Raw genomic sequence first — 15,854 nt, forward strand, 5'->3', positions numbered from 1 at the left:
CGTCGTGCCCCGAGAGCGTTCCATCCCGACACACCCGAGTGGAGAGAAGCGGCAATGAGTGCACCGCACGGAAAGACGGCCAGCCCGTTCCGGCAGCCGAGGGCCGTCTGGGCCGTGGCGTTCGCCTGCGTGATCTCGTTCATGGGGATCGGCCTGGTCGACCCGATCCTGCCCGCCCTGGCGGAGAGCCTGCACGCCACGCCGAGCCAGGTGTCGCTGCTGTTCAGCAGCTATCTGATCGTCACCGCCGTGGCGATGCTGTTCGTCGGCTGGTTCTCCAGCCGCTTCGGCGCCAAGCGCACCCTCGTCATAGGTCTGGCCGTCATCGTCGTCTTCGCGGCGCTGGCCGGCTGCACCGGCTCCATCGACGGCATCGTCGGCTTCCGGGCCGGCTGGGGCCTCGGCAACGCCCTGTTCATCGCGACCTCGCTGGCCGTGATCGTCGCCTCCGCCAGCGGCGGCTTCGCGGGCGCGATCATCCTGTACGAGACCGCGCTCGGCCTCGGCATCGCGGTCGGCCCGCTGCTCGGCGGCGAACTGGGCGCCGTCAGCTGGCGCGGCCCGTTCTTCGGCGTGGCCGTCCTCATGGCCGTCGCGCTGGTCGCCACCCTCGTCCTGGTGCCCTCGCTGCCCAGGCCGAAGCGGCCCACCTCGCCGCTCGCCCCGCTCAGGGCGCTGCGCCACCGCGGTCTGCTGACCATGGGCATCATGGCCCTGCTGTACAACTGGGGCTTCTTCACGATGCTCGGCTACGCGCCGTACCCGATGAAGCTGAGCGCCCATGAACTCGGGCTCGTCTTCACCGGCTGGGGCCTGCTGGTCGCCGCGTTCAGCGTCTTCTTCGCACCCCGCCTCCAGGCGCGGTACGGCACCGCCCCGGTCCTGTACGCCAACCTGCTGGGCCTCGGCATCGTGATGGCGGTCATCGCGGCCGGGGTGTCCACCCCCACCGTGGTCATCGTCGCGGTCATCGTCAGCGGCGCGTTCATCGGCATCAACAACACCCTGACCACCCAGGCGGTCATGCTCGTCTCGCCGGTCGAGCGCCCCGTGGCCTCCTCCGCGTACGGCTTCCTGCGCTTCATCGGCGGCGGCCTGGCGCCCTACGTCGCCGGGAAGCTGGCCGACGCCACCGACCTCAGTGTCCCCTTCTACCTGGGCGCCGCCACCTTCCTGCTCGCCATCCCGGTCCTCGCCAGCGGACACGGGCTGCTGCGCCGGGCCGAGGCGCACACCGGTGACGGAGAGCCCGTCGCCCCGGCGCTCACCCCCGTGGGCGCCCCGGCCGCGGCCGGTGCCCGGCCGGTCGTCGTCGCCGTCGGCGCCCATGACGGGGCCGCCGCCGTCGTCGACGCCGCCGCCCGCGTCGCCCGCGACACCGGCAGTCCGCTGGAGATCGTGCACGTCGAGGAGACGGCCGTGGTGGAGGAGCAGGCCGTCGACACCGAGTCCGACGAGCGGGCGCGGGCCACGGTCACCGCCCACCTCGACCGGCTCGCCGCCCGGGGCGTCGCCGCCTCCGGCCAGATCCTGACCGGCGTCGGCGACCACGCCGCCGCGGGCCGCGCCCTGGCCCGGCACGCCGCCGGAGTCGGGGCGCGCGCGGTCGCCGTGGGCCGCTCGCCGCGCGGGCCGCTCGCGCAGTTCGCCGACGGAAGCTTCACGGCCGCCCTCACCCGCGCCGCCGAGTGCACGGTCGTCCTCGTCGACGCCGACAGCGCTCCCCGGAAGCTGACCGAGGACACGCTGAGCGAGCTGCGCGACAGCGTGGTCTGACCCGGCCGGTCCGGTGACCCGGCCGGTCCGGTACCGCACGGGCCGCGGCGCACCCCCGGGCGCCGCGGCCCGCCGGTGTCCCCGGGCCCTCCCCACGCGCTCCGCGGGCTCTACGCGCCCTCGGCGAGCAGTTCCGCCAGCGCCTCGGCGAACGCCGTGAGCCGGTCCAGTTCCGCTCCCCGGCGGGCCACCCGGAACCCGTGGCGGCGCCCCCAGAACGCCGCCTGGACGGCATGGAGTTGGGCCCACCTCAGGACGCGTGCGCGGTCGAGCCCGGCGGCCTCGGAGAAGACGTCCAGGATCCGGTGCGCGGCCCTGGCGAGGTCGTCGGCGCCGATGAGGGACAGCGCCCGGGACTTGAGCAGTGTTCCGCCGTCGTAGGCGGGATCCCCCGCACATCCCTTGGGGTCGACGGCGAGCCACGGTTCCCGCTCGCCGGGCAGGATGTTCCCGGCGTGCAGGTCGTCGTGGACGATCAGTTCCGGCTGGGCGCGGCCCTGTTCGCGGACGGTGGCGAGCGCCGCGCCCAGCGTCCCCGGCGCGAGGCGGTGCGGCAACTCCTCTGCGTCCGCTTTCAGTTGTGCCTCCCACTCGGGGGCACGGTCAGCGAGCCGGGGCAGCCCCGGCGGGGCCGGGACGGCGAGCCGTCGGCTCAGCCGGCCCGCGACCGCGACCAGTTCGTCGCCGTCCGCGAGCCGGCCCAGGGGCGTGGTCCCGGCCCGCTCCAGCAGCAGCGCGTAGCGCGCGTCGTCGCGCGCGTGCAGCAGGACGGCGCCGCGCCCGCGCCACGCGGCGAACGCGTCCGGCTCATGGATGTTGCCGGGGTGCGGAAACGACACCTTGAGCACGGCGGGCCGCCCGCCCGGCCGGAGCACGGGGACCACCAGCCCGACTCCTCCGTGCAGCACCGCCCCGTCGGGCACGCACTCCCAGCGCCGCATCAGCTCTTCCGCCAGAGCGGGCAGCCGCGCGATCCAGGCCGCCCCCGGCGCCCCCTCGCGCGCGACGGTGCCCCGGGCAAACGCCTCCGGAACCACGATCATCCGGGCACCTTACCGGCGGCCGCGTGTACTGCCGGGAACCGGCAACTCCACTGCCGGGCAAGGCCCGTGGAACGGGTCGGTGCGCACTCTGGTCAGCGGGACGGCGGTGCGCTATACCTTCTTCGCGTGATTGATTCTGCTTGTTTGAGCACCCTACCAAGCACGTTCAATCATCATTGTCCGGTTCAGTGACGTGTGCGAAGGGATCGACATGACCGCTCCACCCCGCAGACGAAAGGCCCGCCGCTCCTCGGGGGCGGCACTGGCGGCCGCGGCCGTGCTCGCGGTGCTCGCGACCACGGCCGGCCCCTCGGCACCGGCCCTGGCGGCCGAGCCGGCCGGTGCCACGGCCTCCTCCGTGATCGGCGCGGTCACCGGCTTCGCGCACTCCGGCGCCGCCTACACGTTCACGGCGGGCACGGCCAAGGCGCGGGTCACCTTCGTCACGGCCGACACCTTCCGCATCGAGGTCGCCCCCGACGGCACGTTCACCGACCCGGTCGGCACCGACATCGTGCTGCCCCAGGGCAAGGCGCCCGCCACCCGCTGGCGCGACCGCGGCGACCGCTACGAGCTGTCCACGGACAAGGTGACCCTGCGCGCCTACAAGTCGGCGCTGCGGTTCGGCCTGTACCGCGCCGACGGCACCCGGCTGTGGGAGGAGTCGCGCGGCATCAGCTGGGACGGCACCGCCACCACCCAGACCCTGGCGCGCGGCGCCGACGAGCAGTTCTACGGCACGGGCGAGCAGAACGGCAGCGGCAACACCTCGCACCGCGGCAAGACGCTCCAGGTCGGCGTCGACTACAACTGGAACGAGGGCGGCCACCCCAACTCGGTGCCGTTCTACCTCTCCTCGGCGGGCTACGGCGTCTACCGCAACACCTACGCGCCCGGCACCTACGCCTTCACCGACCCGGTCACCACCACCGAGCGGGAGAACCGCTTCGACGCCTACTACTTCGCCGGGAACACCGCCAAGGACGTCATCGGCCAGTACACCAAGCTGACCGGCCGCCCGATGCTCCCGCCGGTCTACGGCCTGGAGGTGGGCGACTCGGACTGCTATCTGCACAACGCCAACCGCGGCGAGCGGCACACCCTGGACTCGCTCAAGGTCGCCGACGACTACGCCAAGAACGACATGCCGCTGGGCTGGATGCTCGTCAACGACGGCTACGGCTGCGGCTACGAGAACCTCGCCGAGACCGCCAAGGGCCTCAACTCCCGCAAGATGCAGATGGGTCTGTGGACCGAGGACGGCCTCGACAAGCTGGCCGACCAGGTCAAGGCGGGCCAGCGGGTGGCCAAGCTGGACGTGGCCTGGGTGGGCGACGGCTACAAGTTCGCGCTGGACGGCTGCAAGGCCGCCTACCAGGGCATCGAGGACAACAGCGACGCGCGCGGCTTCACCTGGGCGCCGGAGAGCTGGTCGGGCGCGCAGCGCTGCGGGGTGCAGTGGAGCGGCGACCAGTCCGGCAGCTGGGACTACATCCGCTGGCAGATCCCGACGTACGCGGGCGCCACCATGTCGGGGCTGGCCTACACCTCCGGTGACGTGGACGGCATCTTCGGCGGCAGCGCCAAGACGTACACCCGCGACCTGCAATGGAAGTCCTTCCTGCCGGCCGTGATGACCATGGACGGCTGGGCCGCCAAGGACAAGCAGCCCTATCAGTACGGCGAGCCGTACACCAGCATCAACCGCAAGTACCTGAAGCTCAAGGAATCGCTGCTGCCGTACATGTACACGTACGCGGCCGAGGCCAACCGCACCGGCGTCGGCGCCGTGCGTCCGCTGGCGCTGGAGTACCCCGACGACCCGAAGGCGGCGGGCGACGCCGCCAAGTACGAGTTCCTGACCGGCAAGGACTTCCTGGTCGCGCCGGTCTACAGCGACACCTCGGTCCGCGACGGCATCTACCTGCCCAAGGGCGACTGGGTCGACTACTGGACCGGCAGGACGTACCACGGGCCGGTCACCGTGAACGGCTACCAGGCGCCGCTGGACACCCTGCCGCTGTTCGTCAGGGCGGGCGCCACGATCCCGATGTGGCCGGGCGTCAACTCCTACCAGGACCGCACCGCCGGCTCCCCGCTGGCCTGGGACGTCTACCCGCAGGGCCGCAGCACCTTCACCCTGTACGAGGACGACGGCGTCACCCGGCAGCACCGCGCCGGGAAGTACGGCGAGCAGCCGGTGACGGTGACCGCTCCGCGCAGCGGCGCCGGTTCCGTGCGCATCGCGGTCGGCGCCGAGTCCGGTGACTTCACCGGCAAGCAGAAGAGCCGCCCGTACGCCTTCACCGTGCACACCGGTTCGGCCCCGGCCCAGGTGGGTCTGGACGGCCGGACGCTGCCCCGCCTGACCTCGAAGGCCGCCTTCGACGCGGCTGGCCAGGGCTGGTGGTACGACCCCTCCGACCGGGCCGGGGTCGTGCAGGTGAAGACCCGCGCGCTGAGCACCGCGCACGGCTTCCGGATCGACCTCGCCGGGGCGAGCGCGCTGGGCGGCAAGGTGCCCGGGGCCACCGGCGACCTCGCGGTCACCGCGCCCGAGGAGCTGGGCGCGGGGGTCTCCGCCGAGGTGAACGTGGACTTCACGGCGGGACGCACCGGCGCCACCGCGACCCGGCTGTCCCTGACCGCGCCCGAGGGCTGGACGGTGTCACCGGCCAAGGAGCTGGGCCGCGTCGCGCCGGGCCGCCGGGTGAGCGCGCGGTTCACCGTGACCGCCCCGGCCGGTGCCACGGCGGGCGAGGCCGTGCTGAGCGGCGGCGCGCGCTACCGGGCGGCGGGCGAGGAGCACACCGCCACCGCGCGGACCGCGCTGCGCACCATGCCCGCGCCGCCCAAGGGCGACAGCTGGGCCAGTGACCTGGCCTGGCTGGGCTCCACCAACGGCTACGGACCGGCCGAACGCGATCAGAGCAACGGCGAGTCGGCGGCGGGCGACGGCCGTCCGCTCACCCTGAACGGCACCACGTACGCCAAGGGCATCGGGGTGCACGCGGACTCCGACATCGAGTTCTGGCTCGGCGGGCAGTGCTCCTCCCTGACCGCGACCGCCGGTGTCGACGACGAGATCAACGGCTACGGCGGGGTGTCGTTCTCGGTGGTCGCCGACGGCAAGAAGGTGTGGTCCTCCCCCACCGTCAGCGGCGCCTCGGACCCGCTGCCGGTGAACGTGCCGCTGGCCGGGGCCCGCCATGTCCACCTGGTGGTGACCGACACGGACGGCACCAAGTCCGGTGACCACGGGGACTGGGCGGACGCGAAGTTCCACTGCGCGGGCTGACCGGTCCGCCGCGCTACGGTGCCCCGGCCCCCCGGGCCGGGGCACCGGCCTGTGCGGTGCTGGCCCGGACGATCAACTGCGGGTCCACCGAGGCCGGTTCGGGCACCGCGCCCGGGTCGGCGATCAGCCGCAGCAGATGCGCCACGGCGAGCGTGCCCATCTGGCTGAACGGCTGGGCGACGGTGGTCAGGGACGGCGAGCAGTACTCGGCCAGCTCGATGTCGTCGACCCCGACCACGGAGATGTCCTCGGGCACCCGGCGCCCCAGCTCGTGCAGGGCCCTGATGGCGCCGAAGGCCATCTCGTCGCTGGCGACGAACACCGCCGTGGCGTCCGGGATCCGGCCCAGGATCAGCCCGTTGCGGTAGCCGGAGGCCGGGGACCAGTCGCCCTCCAGCGGCGGCGGCACCGGGCGGCCCGCCTCCTGAAGGGTGCTGCGCCAGCCGTCGCGCCGCGCCGCGGCCTCCAGCCACTCCTCGGGGCCCGCGATGTGCCAGACCGTGTCATGGCCGAGGTCGAGCAGATGCCGGGTGGCCAGCCGGGCGGCCAGGCCCTGGTCGATGGCGACGACCTCGGTGGCGTCGGTGCGTGAGCCGTCGATGGTGATGGTGGGCGTGGCCCGGGTGAGCTGCTCGATGCGCGGGCTGCCGTGGATCAGCGGCACCGACAGGATGACGCCCTCCACGTCCTGGTCGGCCAGGCGGGACAGGGCGGCCTCGATGGCGGAGGTGTCCAGCGAGGTGGTGGTCGCGGTGCTGACCGCGTACCCGGCGGCCTCGGCGGCGTGCTCGATGCCCGAGGTGACCGCGGCCCGCGAGTAGAAGTTCGTCTGGAGCGTCACCACGCCGATGGTGCGGCTGCGGCCCGAGGAGAGCATGCGGGCCGCGTTGTTGCGGCGGTAGCCGAGCTGCTCCACCGCGGTCAGGACCTTGGCGCGCGTCTTCTCCTGCACATTGGGGTGGCCCGACAGCACCCGGGACACGGTCTGCGCCGACACCCCCGCCACCCGGGCCACGTCCGCCATCCCCGGCGGCCGTCCCCCGCCGTCCTTGAGCTTCGCCATGGGTTCCTTCCTCGTACCGGACGTCGATGATATCGCCCACACGGCCGTTCATCAGCTCTTTCACCGGGTCGGGGCTTTCTCTGGACCCCACTATTGGCATCGATAACATTCTCTGCCATAGTTTCGGCATTCAGCGCGCCGGCCCACGGCCGGGCCTCTGCCCCGTGCCGTGCGCCTGGCCTCGCGGAGGCACCTCCTCCGCACCACCCAAGCCCTTCAGGAGGAGCCGTGAAGCGATCCATTGCCCGAATTGCCGGGATAGCGGGAGCGTTGGGCCTCGCCCTCACCGCCACGGGATGCGGCGGATCCGACGGCGGCTCGTCCTCCGCCTCCGGCAAGGGATCGATCACATTCTGGGGCTGGGCGCCCGGTTACGAGGACGCCGTCGCCGCCTTCAACAAGAGCCACCCGGACCTCAAGGTCACCTACCAGGCCGTGCAGCCGGGCGCCAAGGGCGGCTACCAGAAGATGCTCAACGCGGTGAAGGCGGGCAACGCGCCCTGTCTGGCCCAGGTCGGCTACGAGACGCTGCCCAGCTTCGCCGCCCAGGGCGCCCTGAAGGACGTGACCAAGTACGCCTCCGCCGACCAGGGCGACTACCAGAGCGCGGCCTGGCAGTCCGTCTCCCTCGGCGGCGCCGTCTACGGCGCGCCCGTGGACACCGGCCCCATGGCGCTCTTCTACAACAAGAAGGTCTTCGACTCGCTCGGTCTGAAGCCGCCCGTCACCTGGGACGAGTACCGCAAGGACGCCAAGAGGATCCACGCCTCGGACCCGCACCGCTACATCTCCTCGCCCTACCTGGACTACGACTACGCGGGCCTCGCCTGGCAGACCGGCGCCGGGTGGTTCGGCGTCCAGGGCGACGCCTGGCAGGTGACCATGGCGTCCGCGGCCAACAAGCGGGTCGCCGACTACTGGCAGGGCCTCGCCGACGACAAACTGATCAGCGGCGCCCCGATGTACGACCAGGCCTGGTACACGGGCATCGGCAACGGTGACATCGCCACCGTCGTCGGCGCGGTCTGGCAGGCCGGTGTCATCAAGGGCGGTGCCAAGAGCGGCTCGGGCCAGTGGGCGGTGGCACCGCTGCCGCAGTGGAGCAAGGGAGCCGGCCAGGTGGGCAACGCGGGCGGGTCCGCGACCGCCGTCCTGAAGGGCTGCGACAACCCCGAGGGCGCCTGGGAGTTCGCGCACTGGCTCGGCACCGACCGCGACGCCTTCGGCGGCCTCGTCGAGAAGGCCGCGCTCTACCCGGCCGCCAAGAAGCTGCTCGACCTGCCCCAGCTGAAGGGCGGCGACCCGTACTTCGGCGGCCAGAAGATCTACGACGTGTTCGCCGCCGCCGCGCCGCAGGTCAACTCCAGCTGGACCTGGGGCCCGCTGATGACCAAGACCGCCGCCGACCTCGACGACGGCCTCGGCAAGGCCTGGGCGGGCAAGGGCACGATCGCCGGGGCGCTCAGCGGCGCGCAGGACAAGACCGTGTCGGAGATGAAGAAGCAGGGCCTGAAGGTCGCCGAGTGAACGAGTCCGTGATCGACGGGGCTCCCGCGGCGCCGGCCGTCGGCGGCGGCCGGCGCACCGCCGGCGCCGCCCGGCCGGCACCCGCCGCCGCGCCCGCGCGGGCGGCCCGCTCACGCCGCCTGCGGCCCCTGCTCTTCTGCGCCCCCTTCCTGGTCCTGTTCGCCGCGATGTACGTGGCGCCGATCGTCTACGCGGCGGTCAGCAGCCTGTTCACCGTGCACCGCTCCGGCCTCGGCCTGACCGCCCCGACCAAGGTCTTCGACCCGCTGGGCAACTACAGCAGGGCGTTCGGCGACGGCGCCTTCCTGTCCTCGCTCGGCCGGGTCGCGCTGTTCGGCGTGGTCCAGGTCCCGGTGATGCTCGGCACGGCCCTGGCCCTCGCCCTGCTGATCGACTCCCGCTCCGCGCGCGGCAAGGGCTTCTTCCGGCTCTCCAGCTTCCTGCCGTACGCCATCCCCGGCGTGAGCGCCGCGCTGGTCTGGTCGTTCATGTACTCCTCGCAGTCCAGCCCGATCAACCGGCTGCTGCACCCGGTCGGCTTCTCGATCCCGTTCTTCCACAGCGAGGTGGTGCTGTGGTCGGTGGCGAACATCGTCACCTGGAGCTGGGCCGGGTACAACATGATCATCATCTACGCGGCGCTCCAGTCGATCCCCGCGGAGGTGCTGGAGGCCGCCCGGATGGACGGCGCCTCGGCCCTGCGGATCGCCTGGAGCATCAAGATCCCGGCGGTGCGCGGCGCGCTGGTCCTCACCGCCGTGTTCTCCATCATCGGCTCGGCGCAGCTCTACAACGAGCCGACCGTGCTCCAGCCCGTCTCCGACGGCTCGATCTCCTCGGCGTTCACCCCGATCATGTCCGCGCAGAACGCGGTCGCGGCGGGCAACTACCCGTACGCCGCCGCGCAGTCCGTCCTCCTGGCCCTCCTGGTGGGTGTCGTGTCCTTCGTGTTCTTCAAGCTGACCCACCGCGGGGAGGAGCAGGCATGAGCGCACTGAGCACCCGGCCCGCGCCGGTCCGCTCGCGCCGGGAGAGCCGCCCGGCGAGCCGCGTCACCGTCATGGCGCTGCTGGGCCTGTCGGCCTTCTACTTCCTCTTCCCGCTGTGGTGGCTGCTGGTCTCGGCGACCAAGCCGTTCGGCGAGCAGTTCTCCGGCAACGGCCTGTGGTTCGACGGCTTCGGGCTGTTCGGCAACATCTCCCGGCTCAGCTCCCAGGACGGCGGCATCTTCTGGCGCTGGATGCTCAACAGCGTGCTGTACTGCGGGGTCGGCGCCCTGCTCGGCACCGCCTTCTCGGCGCTGGCCGGGTACGCGCTCGCCAAGTACGACTTCCCCGGGCGCGGCGCGGTGTTCGGCGCGGTCCTGGCGGCCGTGCTGGTGCCCAAGGTGCTGTTCACGCTGCCGCTGTACCTGATGTTCTCCGGGGTGCATCTGATCGACAACCCGCTGGCCGTGCTGCTGCCCAGCGTGGTCAGCCCGTTCGGCGTCTACCTCTCCCGGGTGTTCGCCGCGCAGACGGTGCCCGACGAGGTGCTGGAGGCCGGACGGCTGGACGGCGCGGGCGAGTTCCGCATCTTCCGTACCATCGGGGTGCGGATGATGCTGCCCGCGCTGGTGACGATCTTCCTGTTCCAGTTCGTGGAGATCTGGAACAACTACCTGCTGCCCGCGATGGTGCTCGGCGACGACCGGCTGCAACCGGTCACGGTCGGCCTGGTCGGCTGGAACGCCAGCCATGTCGCGGTGCCGCCCCCGCTGGTCGTCATCGGCTCGCTGGTGTCCGTAGTCCCGCTTCTGATCGCCTTCCTCGCGCTCCAGCGGTTCTGGCGCGCGGGCATGACCGCCGGAGCCGTCAAGTGACCACCTCAGCACCGCAGTCCGCGGACACCGCCGCCGTCCCGGAGGCGGCCCCGCCCCTGCTCACCCACGCGGACGGCACCCTGCTGCGGGCGGGCCGCCCGCACCGCGTCCTGGCCGGCTCGCTGCACTACTTCCGCGTCCACCCCGCCCAGTGGGCCGACCGGCTGCACCGGCTCGCCGCGCTCGGCCTCAACACCGTGGACACCTACGTCCCGTGGAACTTCCACGAACGCGTGCCGGGTGAGGCCGGGTTCGACGGCTGGCGGGACCTGCCGCGCTTCGCGGCCCTGGCACAGGAGGCGGGACTCGACGTCATCGTGCGCCCGGGTCCGTACATCTGCGCCGAATGGGACAACGGCGGTCTTCCGGCCTGGCTGACCGGTACCCCGGGCATGCTGCTGCGCACCTGCCACGGGCCCTTCCTGGACGCCGTCGCCCGCTGGTTCGACGAACTGGTCCCGCGCGTCGCCGCACTCCAGGCGGGCCGCGGCGGACCGGTCGTCGCGGTGCAGATCGAGAACGAGTACGGCAGCTACGGCGACGACCAGGACTATCTGCGCTGGGTGCGCGACGCCCTGGTGGCGCGCGGGATCACCGAGCTGCTGTACACGGCGGACGGGCCGACGGCACTGATGCAGGACGGCGGCAGCGTGCCCGGCGAGCTGGCGGCGGCGACGTTCGGCTCGCGTCCGGCCGAGGCGGCGGCCCTGCTCCGCTCGCGGCGCGCCGACGAGCCGTTCGTCTGCGCCGAGTTCTGGAACGGCTGGTTCGACCACTGGGGCGAGAAGCACCATGTGCGGTCCGCCGTCAGCGCGGCCGAGGACGTGGGCCAGATCCTCGAAGCGGGCGGTTCGGTGAGCCTGTACATGGCGCACGGCGGCACCAACTTCGGGCTGTGGGCCGGTGCCAACCACGACGGCGAGCGCCTCCAGCCGACGGTCACGAGCTACGACTCGGACGCGCCCGTCGCCGAACACGGCGCGCTCACCCCGAAGTTCCACGCCCTGCGGGAGAAGCTGGCCGCGCCCGGCGCCGGTGCGGTCCGGGAGCTTCCCGACCCGCCCGCCGACCCCCCGCTGCTCGCGCCGCGCACCCTGGAGGTCACCCGGCACCCCGGTCTGCTGAGCGCGCTGCGCGCGGTGGCCGAGCCGGTGCGCGCGCCGCTGCCGCTGAGCTTCGAGGAGCTGGGCCAGGCGTCCGGTCTGGTGCTGTACTCGGCCGAGCCGCTGCTGCCGCCGGGTCCCCAGGAGCTGACCGTCACCGGGCTGCACGACCGCGCCCAGGTGTTCGTCGACGGCGCCCCCGTGGCCGTGCTGGACCGCGAGACGGCCTCCTTCACGGTGCCCGGCGCCGGGGCCCGGGTGCGTCTCGAACTGCTGGTGGAGAACCAGGGCCGGATCAACTACGGGCCGCTGCTCGGCCAGGGCAAGGGCATCCTGGGCGGGGTCCGGGTGGAGCGGCGGCTGGTCCACGGCTGGACCATGCACCGGCTGCCGCTGGACGAGTGGGGGCGGCCGGAGACCGGCCGGGCGCTCGCGGCGGCGTCCGGCGAGGACCGGGCCGGATTCGCCACCGCCCGGCTCACCGTGACCGAGCCGGCCGACACCTTCCTGGCCCTGCCGGGCTTTTGCAAGGGCTTCGTCTGGGTCGGCGACACCCTGCTGGGCCGCTACTGGGAGACCGGCCCGCAGACCACGCTCTATCTGCCCGCTCCGCTGCTGAGGGCCGGGGAGAACACCCTCACCGTGCTGGAGCTGGAGCGCTTCGGCGACCGTCTCGCCCTGCTGGACGCTCCCGTGCTCGGACCGGCCGAGGAGTACGTCGAGACCTTCGACTGACCGCGCACCGCACAGGGGGGGCCACCGACCGGACCGGCACCGACACCGGTCCGCAGCACCGCACAGGAACCACACCCAGGGGCCGGCGCACCGCGCGCCGGCCCCCTCCCGAGAAGGAGAACCTGTGTCCACTCACCGCAAGAGACTGGCCGGAGCGCTGCTCGCCGCGGTCCTCGCCACGGCGACGGCCGTCACCGGCGGCGAAGCGCTCGCCGCACCGCGGGCACCGGCGGCCGCCGCCCCCTCCTACACCGTCACCGTCGGCGCGAAGGGCTCCTGGACCCACCCGGACGACACCCCGGCCGCCCCGTACCTCGACAAGGACGGCACGTTCCACTTCCAGCAGGCCCACTCCCTGTACGGCGCGAACGACGGCCGCGCGTGGACCTTCTTCACCGGCAAGGACCTGGACAGCGCCACCCGGGACGGCGCCCTGAGCGACGCGGTGGACCCGGCCGAGTCCCGCGACCGCAACAACGACACCACCTGGCGCTGCAACAACAGCCCCACCGGCCGGGAGTCGAGCTACGCGCCCTCCGGTTCGAGCTACGCGCAGAAGAACTACTGCGACCTGGCGGGCGTGTGGGTCGACCCGGACACCGGCGACTGGTACGGGCTGGTCCACAACGAGTTCACCCCGCAGCCCTTCGGCGACGGCCTGCACTACGACGCGATCGACTACGCCGTCTCCAAGGACCAGGGCCGGACCTGGACCGTCAAGGACCATGTGATCACCTCGCCGTACAGCACGAAGCGCGGTGACACGGCGGCCTTCCCGCAGCAGACCTTCGACTACGGCGACGGCGACCCGCGCCTGTTCGCGGACACCGCCTCCGGCTACTTCTACGTCTTCTACGGCTCGCGGATCGTGGACAAGGGCGGCAGCTGGAAGGCGTTCCACGCGCATGTCGCCCGCGCGCCGATCGCCTCCAAGATGGCGCCGACCTCGTGGCAGAAGTGGTACGACGGCGCCTGGTCCCAGCCCGGCACGGGCGGCCGGGAGAGCAACATGGTGCCGGTCGACTCCGCGCACCCCACGGGCTACACCCCGGCGGACAAGGAGTACGACCCGACGCGCACCGGCACGGTCGCCCAGCAGGTGGCGGCGGGCACCACGCCCCCGACCTCGCCCCTGTTCGTCATGGACATCACCTACAACGCCTATCTGGGGCTGTACATCGGAGAGCCCCAGGCGGTCGACCAGAGCGGCAGCGCGCCGCAGCAGTTCTACGCCACCGACGACCTGGCCTCGCAGAAGTGGCGGCTGATCGGTGACACCGGCGGGCACACCACCGCCTCCTGGTACCGCTGGTTCCTGGACCCGGCGAACCGGACCAGCTCGGCGGTGGTCGGCAAGTCGTTCCGCTCCTACTGCTCCTTCGGCTGCTCGGGCGGCTCGTCCGGCGAGTACGTGAACGTCACCATCGGCTCCTCGGCACCGGCCGCTCCCCTCGACACGAGCCGCGCCTACCGCGTCTCCAGCGGCGGCGGCCGGGTCCTCGCCCAGGTCACCGGAGGCTCGGCGGCCACCTCCGAGGCGAGCGCGAACGGCTCCGCCCTCCAGTCGTGGATCTTCACCGGCAACGGCGACGGCTCGTACCGCGTCGCCAACGCCTCCACCGGCGGCCTGCTGGGCGTGGACTCCTCCGCCACCGCCCAGCGCGCCTGGGGCACCCGGCCCACCGTCACCCCGGCGGGACCGGGCGGCGCCACCGTGGGACAGCAGTGGTGGGTCGTGCCCGGCACCTCGGCGGACGGCCGGGCGAACGGCACGTACCGGCTGGTCAACCGCTACAGCGGTCTGGTGGTCGGTCTGTCGGGCGAGTCGGCGCGGACCGCCGAGACCACCCCGGCCCGCTTCTGGAACGCCGGCGGCGGGGTCGGCGGCACCCGCACCGGGGCCGAGCAGACGCTGACGCTCACGGCGACCGGGGCGGCCCCGGCGCCGCTGGAGGGCACGCACACCCTCACCACCGGCCAGAAGGTGCTGGAGAGCCCCGGCCGCAGCACCAGCGCGGGCACGGCGCTCGGCATCTGGACGCCGAACGGCGGCGACCACCAGAAGTGGCGGTTCACCCGGCAGGACGACGGCTCCTACGAGCTGGTCAACCTCACCTCGGGGCTCTGCGCCGACGTGGAGAGCGGCTCCACCGCGTCGGGCGCCCGGGTGATCCAGTGGACCTGCACCGGCGGCACCAACCAGCGCTGGACGGTCGGTGCCGCGGCGGACGGCACCTCCACCCTGGCCTCGGTGCGCAGCGGGCTGCTGCTGACCGCCGGTTCGACGGCCGACGGCGCCGCGGTGACGCAGCGTCCCGCGGCGGACTCGCCGCTCCAGCGGTGGCTGATCGGCTGAGCGCGCCGCCCCGCGCCCGTCCGGTCCCCGGTCCTCCCGGGGGCCGGGCGGGCGCCGCCGTGTTTACGGGTGCCGTGTTCGCGCCAGTCGTGTTTATGGCTCGGAGCGTTTATGGCCCGGAGCGCCGGGTCACTCATCGGTACGACGGCAGGGAGCAGACATGATTCGTTCAGCGGACCTCCGCGAATGGCGCAACCACGACGTGGTCGACCAGGAGGGTCACAAGATCGGCGCGCTGGAAGCGGTCTATGTGGACACCAGCACCGACGAACCGGCCATGGTGACCGTCCGCGCGGGGCTGCCCACCCGGCAGCGCCTGTTCTTCGTCCCGGTCGACGACGCGGTCGTGGGGCCCGGCTACCTGAAGGTGGCCCAGCCCAAGGGGCTGGTCAAGAAGGCCCCCTCCATCGGCACCGACGACGTCCTGCCCGCCGAGCAGGAGGCCGCGATCTTCCAGCACTACGACCTGCCCTACCGCCCCGGCGCCGGCGGAGAGCGGCGGCTCGCCCGCCGCTGACCGGTGGGGCCGTGCCCCGAGGAGGAGCAGATGGCCATCGACACCGTCGAACGGTTCCTGATCGCCCTCGATCCGCGCCACCGGGAGCAGGTGCGGGGGCTGCCCCGAAAGGAGCGGGACCGGCTCGCCGCCACCTGGGAGGACGAGCTGCGCGAGGACACCGACCTCGACACCCTGAGCGAGCTGTCGCCCGCGGCGGCCGAGAGCGAGGCGGCGGCGCGGGTCGCCCGGAAGGTCCTCGACGGGCCTCGGGACTGAGGGCCGCGCCCCTCGCGCCCGGCGCCCGCCGCGCCTACAGTGCGCCCATGGTCAAGTCGCGCAGGGTACGGGAAGAGGACGCCTGGGACGGCGTCGTGGCGGACAAGACCCGGCGGTCGACCGACGGTTCCGGTCTCTACCACTACGTGGAGGTGCGCCTGTCCGGCGGCGGGACCGGGAGATTCCGTGTCGACAAGGCGCTGTGGGAGACCCTGTCCGTCGGTGACCGCCTGGTGAAGGAGGCGGGCGCCGCCGCCCCGGCCAGGGTGTGAGCGTGCGTCCGGGCCGGCCGCGGCGGGCCGGCCCGGAGGCGCGGG

At 72.9% G+C, this 15,854-nt stretch carries 12 protein-coding genes; 10 read left to right on the forward strand and 2 right to left on the reverse strand.

The features are described 5' to 3' along the window. Positions 1-54: 54 nt before the first annotated feature. On the forward strand, positions 55-1,776 hold the full coding sequence (locus tag ACWDYF_RS26480) for an MFS transporter (RefSeq protein ID WP_389471520.1): 1,722 nt from the start codon (positions 55-57) through the stop codon (positions 1,774-1,776). 110 nt (positions 1,777-1,886) lie between these two features. On the opposite strand, the gene ACWDYF_RS26485 is transcribed toward ACWDYF_RS26480, so the two are convergent. After that, positions 1,887-2,819 (reverse strand): aminoglycoside phosphotransferase family protein, encoded by a 933-nt coding sequence (locus tag ACWDYF_RS26485; protein WP_389471523.1) that lies wholly within the window; start codon positions 2,817-2,819, stop codon positions 1,887-1,889. Between the two features lie 211 nt (positions 2,820-3,030). On the opposite strand from ACWDYF_RS26485, the gene ACWDYF_RS26490 reads away from it, so the two are divergent. Further along, entirely contained in the window at positions 3,031-6,117 is a 3,087-nt protein-coding gene (locus ACWDYF_RS26490; protein WP_389471526.1) for an NPCBM/NEW2 domain-containing protein, read from the forward strand. A gap of 13 nt (positions 6,118-6,130) precedes the next feature. On the opposite strand, the gene ACWDYF_RS26495 is transcribed toward ACWDYF_RS26490, so the two are convergent. Then, a complete protein-coding gene (locus ACWDYF_RS26495; protein ID WP_381744735.1) occupies positions 6,131-7,180 on the reverse strand; it encodes a LacI family DNA-binding transcriptional regulator in 1,050 nt (349 codons plus the stop codon). 228 nt (positions 7,181-7,408) lie between these two features. On the opposite strand from ACWDYF_RS26495, the gene ACWDYF_RS26500 reads away from it, so the two are divergent. The 8 genes from ACWDYF_RS26500 to ACWDYF_RS26535 all read left to right on the forward strand — a co-directional run bounded on the left by ACWDYF_RS26500 (position 7,409) and on the right by ACWDYF_RS26535 (position 15,809). Then, positions 7,409-8,707: an ABC transporter substrate-binding protein gene (locus tag ACWDYF_RS26500; protein ID WP_389471533.1), complete on the forward strand. Its 1,299-nt coding sequence runs from the start codon at positions 7,409-7,411 to the stop codon at positions 8,705-8,707. After that, positions 8,704-9,696: a carbohydrate ABC transporter permease gene (locus tag ACWDYF_RS26505; RefSeq protein ID WP_381744733.1), complete on the forward strand. Its 993-nt coding sequence runs from the start codon at positions 8,704-8,706 to the stop codon at positions 9,694-9,696. The genes ACWDYF_RS26500 and ACWDYF_RS26505 overlap by 4 nt, the downstream gene beginning before the upstream one ends. After that, the gene (locus ACWDYF_RS26510) at positions 9,693-10,568 is read left to right on the forward strand and encodes a carbohydrate ABC transporter permease (RefSeq protein ID WP_381744732.1); all 876 of its coding nucleotides are present in this window, start codon (positions 9,693-9,695) and stop codon (positions 10,566-10,568) included. The genes ACWDYF_RS26505 and ACWDYF_RS26510 overlap by 4 nt, the downstream gene beginning before the upstream one ends. Then, positions 10,565-12,406 carry a glycoside hydrolase family 35 protein gene (locus tag ACWDYF_RS26515; RefSeq protein WP_389472183.1) on the forward strand — a complete coding sequence of 614 codons (1,842 nt, stop codon included), beginning with the start codon at positions 10,565-10,567 and terminating at the stop codon, positions 12,404-12,406. Before ACWDYF_RS26510 ends, ACWDYF_RS26515 begins: the two co-directional genes overlap by 4 nt. A gap of 124 nt (positions 12,407-12,530) precedes the next feature. Next, a complete protein-coding gene (locus ACWDYF_RS26520; protein WP_389472180.1) occupies positions 12,531-14,762 on the forward strand; it encodes an RICIN domain-containing protein in 2,232 nt (743 codons plus the stop codon). A 160-nt stretch (positions 14,763-14,922) separates the two neighbouring features. Next, complete coding sequence (locus ACWDYF_RS26525) at positions 14,923-15,279, forward strand: PRC-barrel domain-containing protein (RefSeq protein ID WP_381744729.1); 357 nt, start codon at positions 14,923-14,925, stop codon at positions 15,277-15,279. A gap of 30 nt (positions 15,280-15,309) precedes the next feature. Next, positions 15,310-15,537: a hypothetical protein gene (locus ACWDYF_RS26530; protein WP_381744728.1), complete on the forward strand. Its 228-nt coding sequence runs from the start codon at positions 15,310-15,312 to the stop codon at positions 15,535-15,537. 47 nt (positions 15,538-15,584) lie between these two features. Next, positions 15,585-15,809, forward strand: coding sequence for a DUF7489 domain-containing protein (locus ACWDYF_RS26535; protein WP_389472176.1), 225 nt, complete (start codon positions 15,585-15,587; stop codon positions 15,807-15,809). The last annotated feature ends 45 nt before the right edge of the window (positions 15,810-15,854 follow it).

It is taken from the genome of Streptomyces sp. NPDC003284, from assembly GCF_053589675.1.

Excerpts from the sequence above, each read along its gene's own strand:
- ACWDYF_RS26485 (WP_389471523.1), bottom strand. The coding sequence starts at position 2,819 with ATGATCGTGGTTCCGGAGGCGTTTGCCCGGGGCACCGTCGCGCGCGAG.
- ACWDYF_RS26490 (WP_389471526.1), top strand. The coding sequence starts at position 3,031 with ATGACCGCTCCACCCCGCAGACGAAAGGCCCGCCGCTCCTCGGGGGCG.
- ACWDYF_RS26510 (WP_381744732.1), top strand. The coding sequence starts at position 9,693 with ATGAGCGCACTGAGCACCCGGCCCGCGCCGGTCCGCTCGCGCCGGGAG.
- ACWDYF_RS26525 (WP_381744729.1), top strand. The coding sequence starts at position 14,923 with ATGATTCGTTCAGCGGACCTCCGCGAATGGCGCAACCACGACGTGGTC.
- ACWDYF_RS26535 (WP_389472176.1), top strand. The coding sequence starts at position 15,585 with ATGGTCAAGTCGCGCAGGGTACGGGAAGAGGACGCCTGGGACGGCGTC.
- ACWDYF_RS26480 (WP_389471520.1), top strand. The coding sequence starts at position 55 with ATGAGTGCACCGCACGGAAAGACGGCCAGCCCGTTCCGGCAGCCGAGG.
- ACWDYF_RS26495 (WP_381744735.1), bottom strand. The coding sequence starts at position 7,180 with ATGGCGAAGCTCAAGGACGGCGGGGGACGGCCGCCGGGGATGGCGGAC.
- ACWDYF_RS26530 (WP_381744728.1), top strand. The coding sequence starts at position 15,310 with ATGGCCATCGACACCGTCGAACGGTTCCTGATCGCCCTCGATCCGCGC.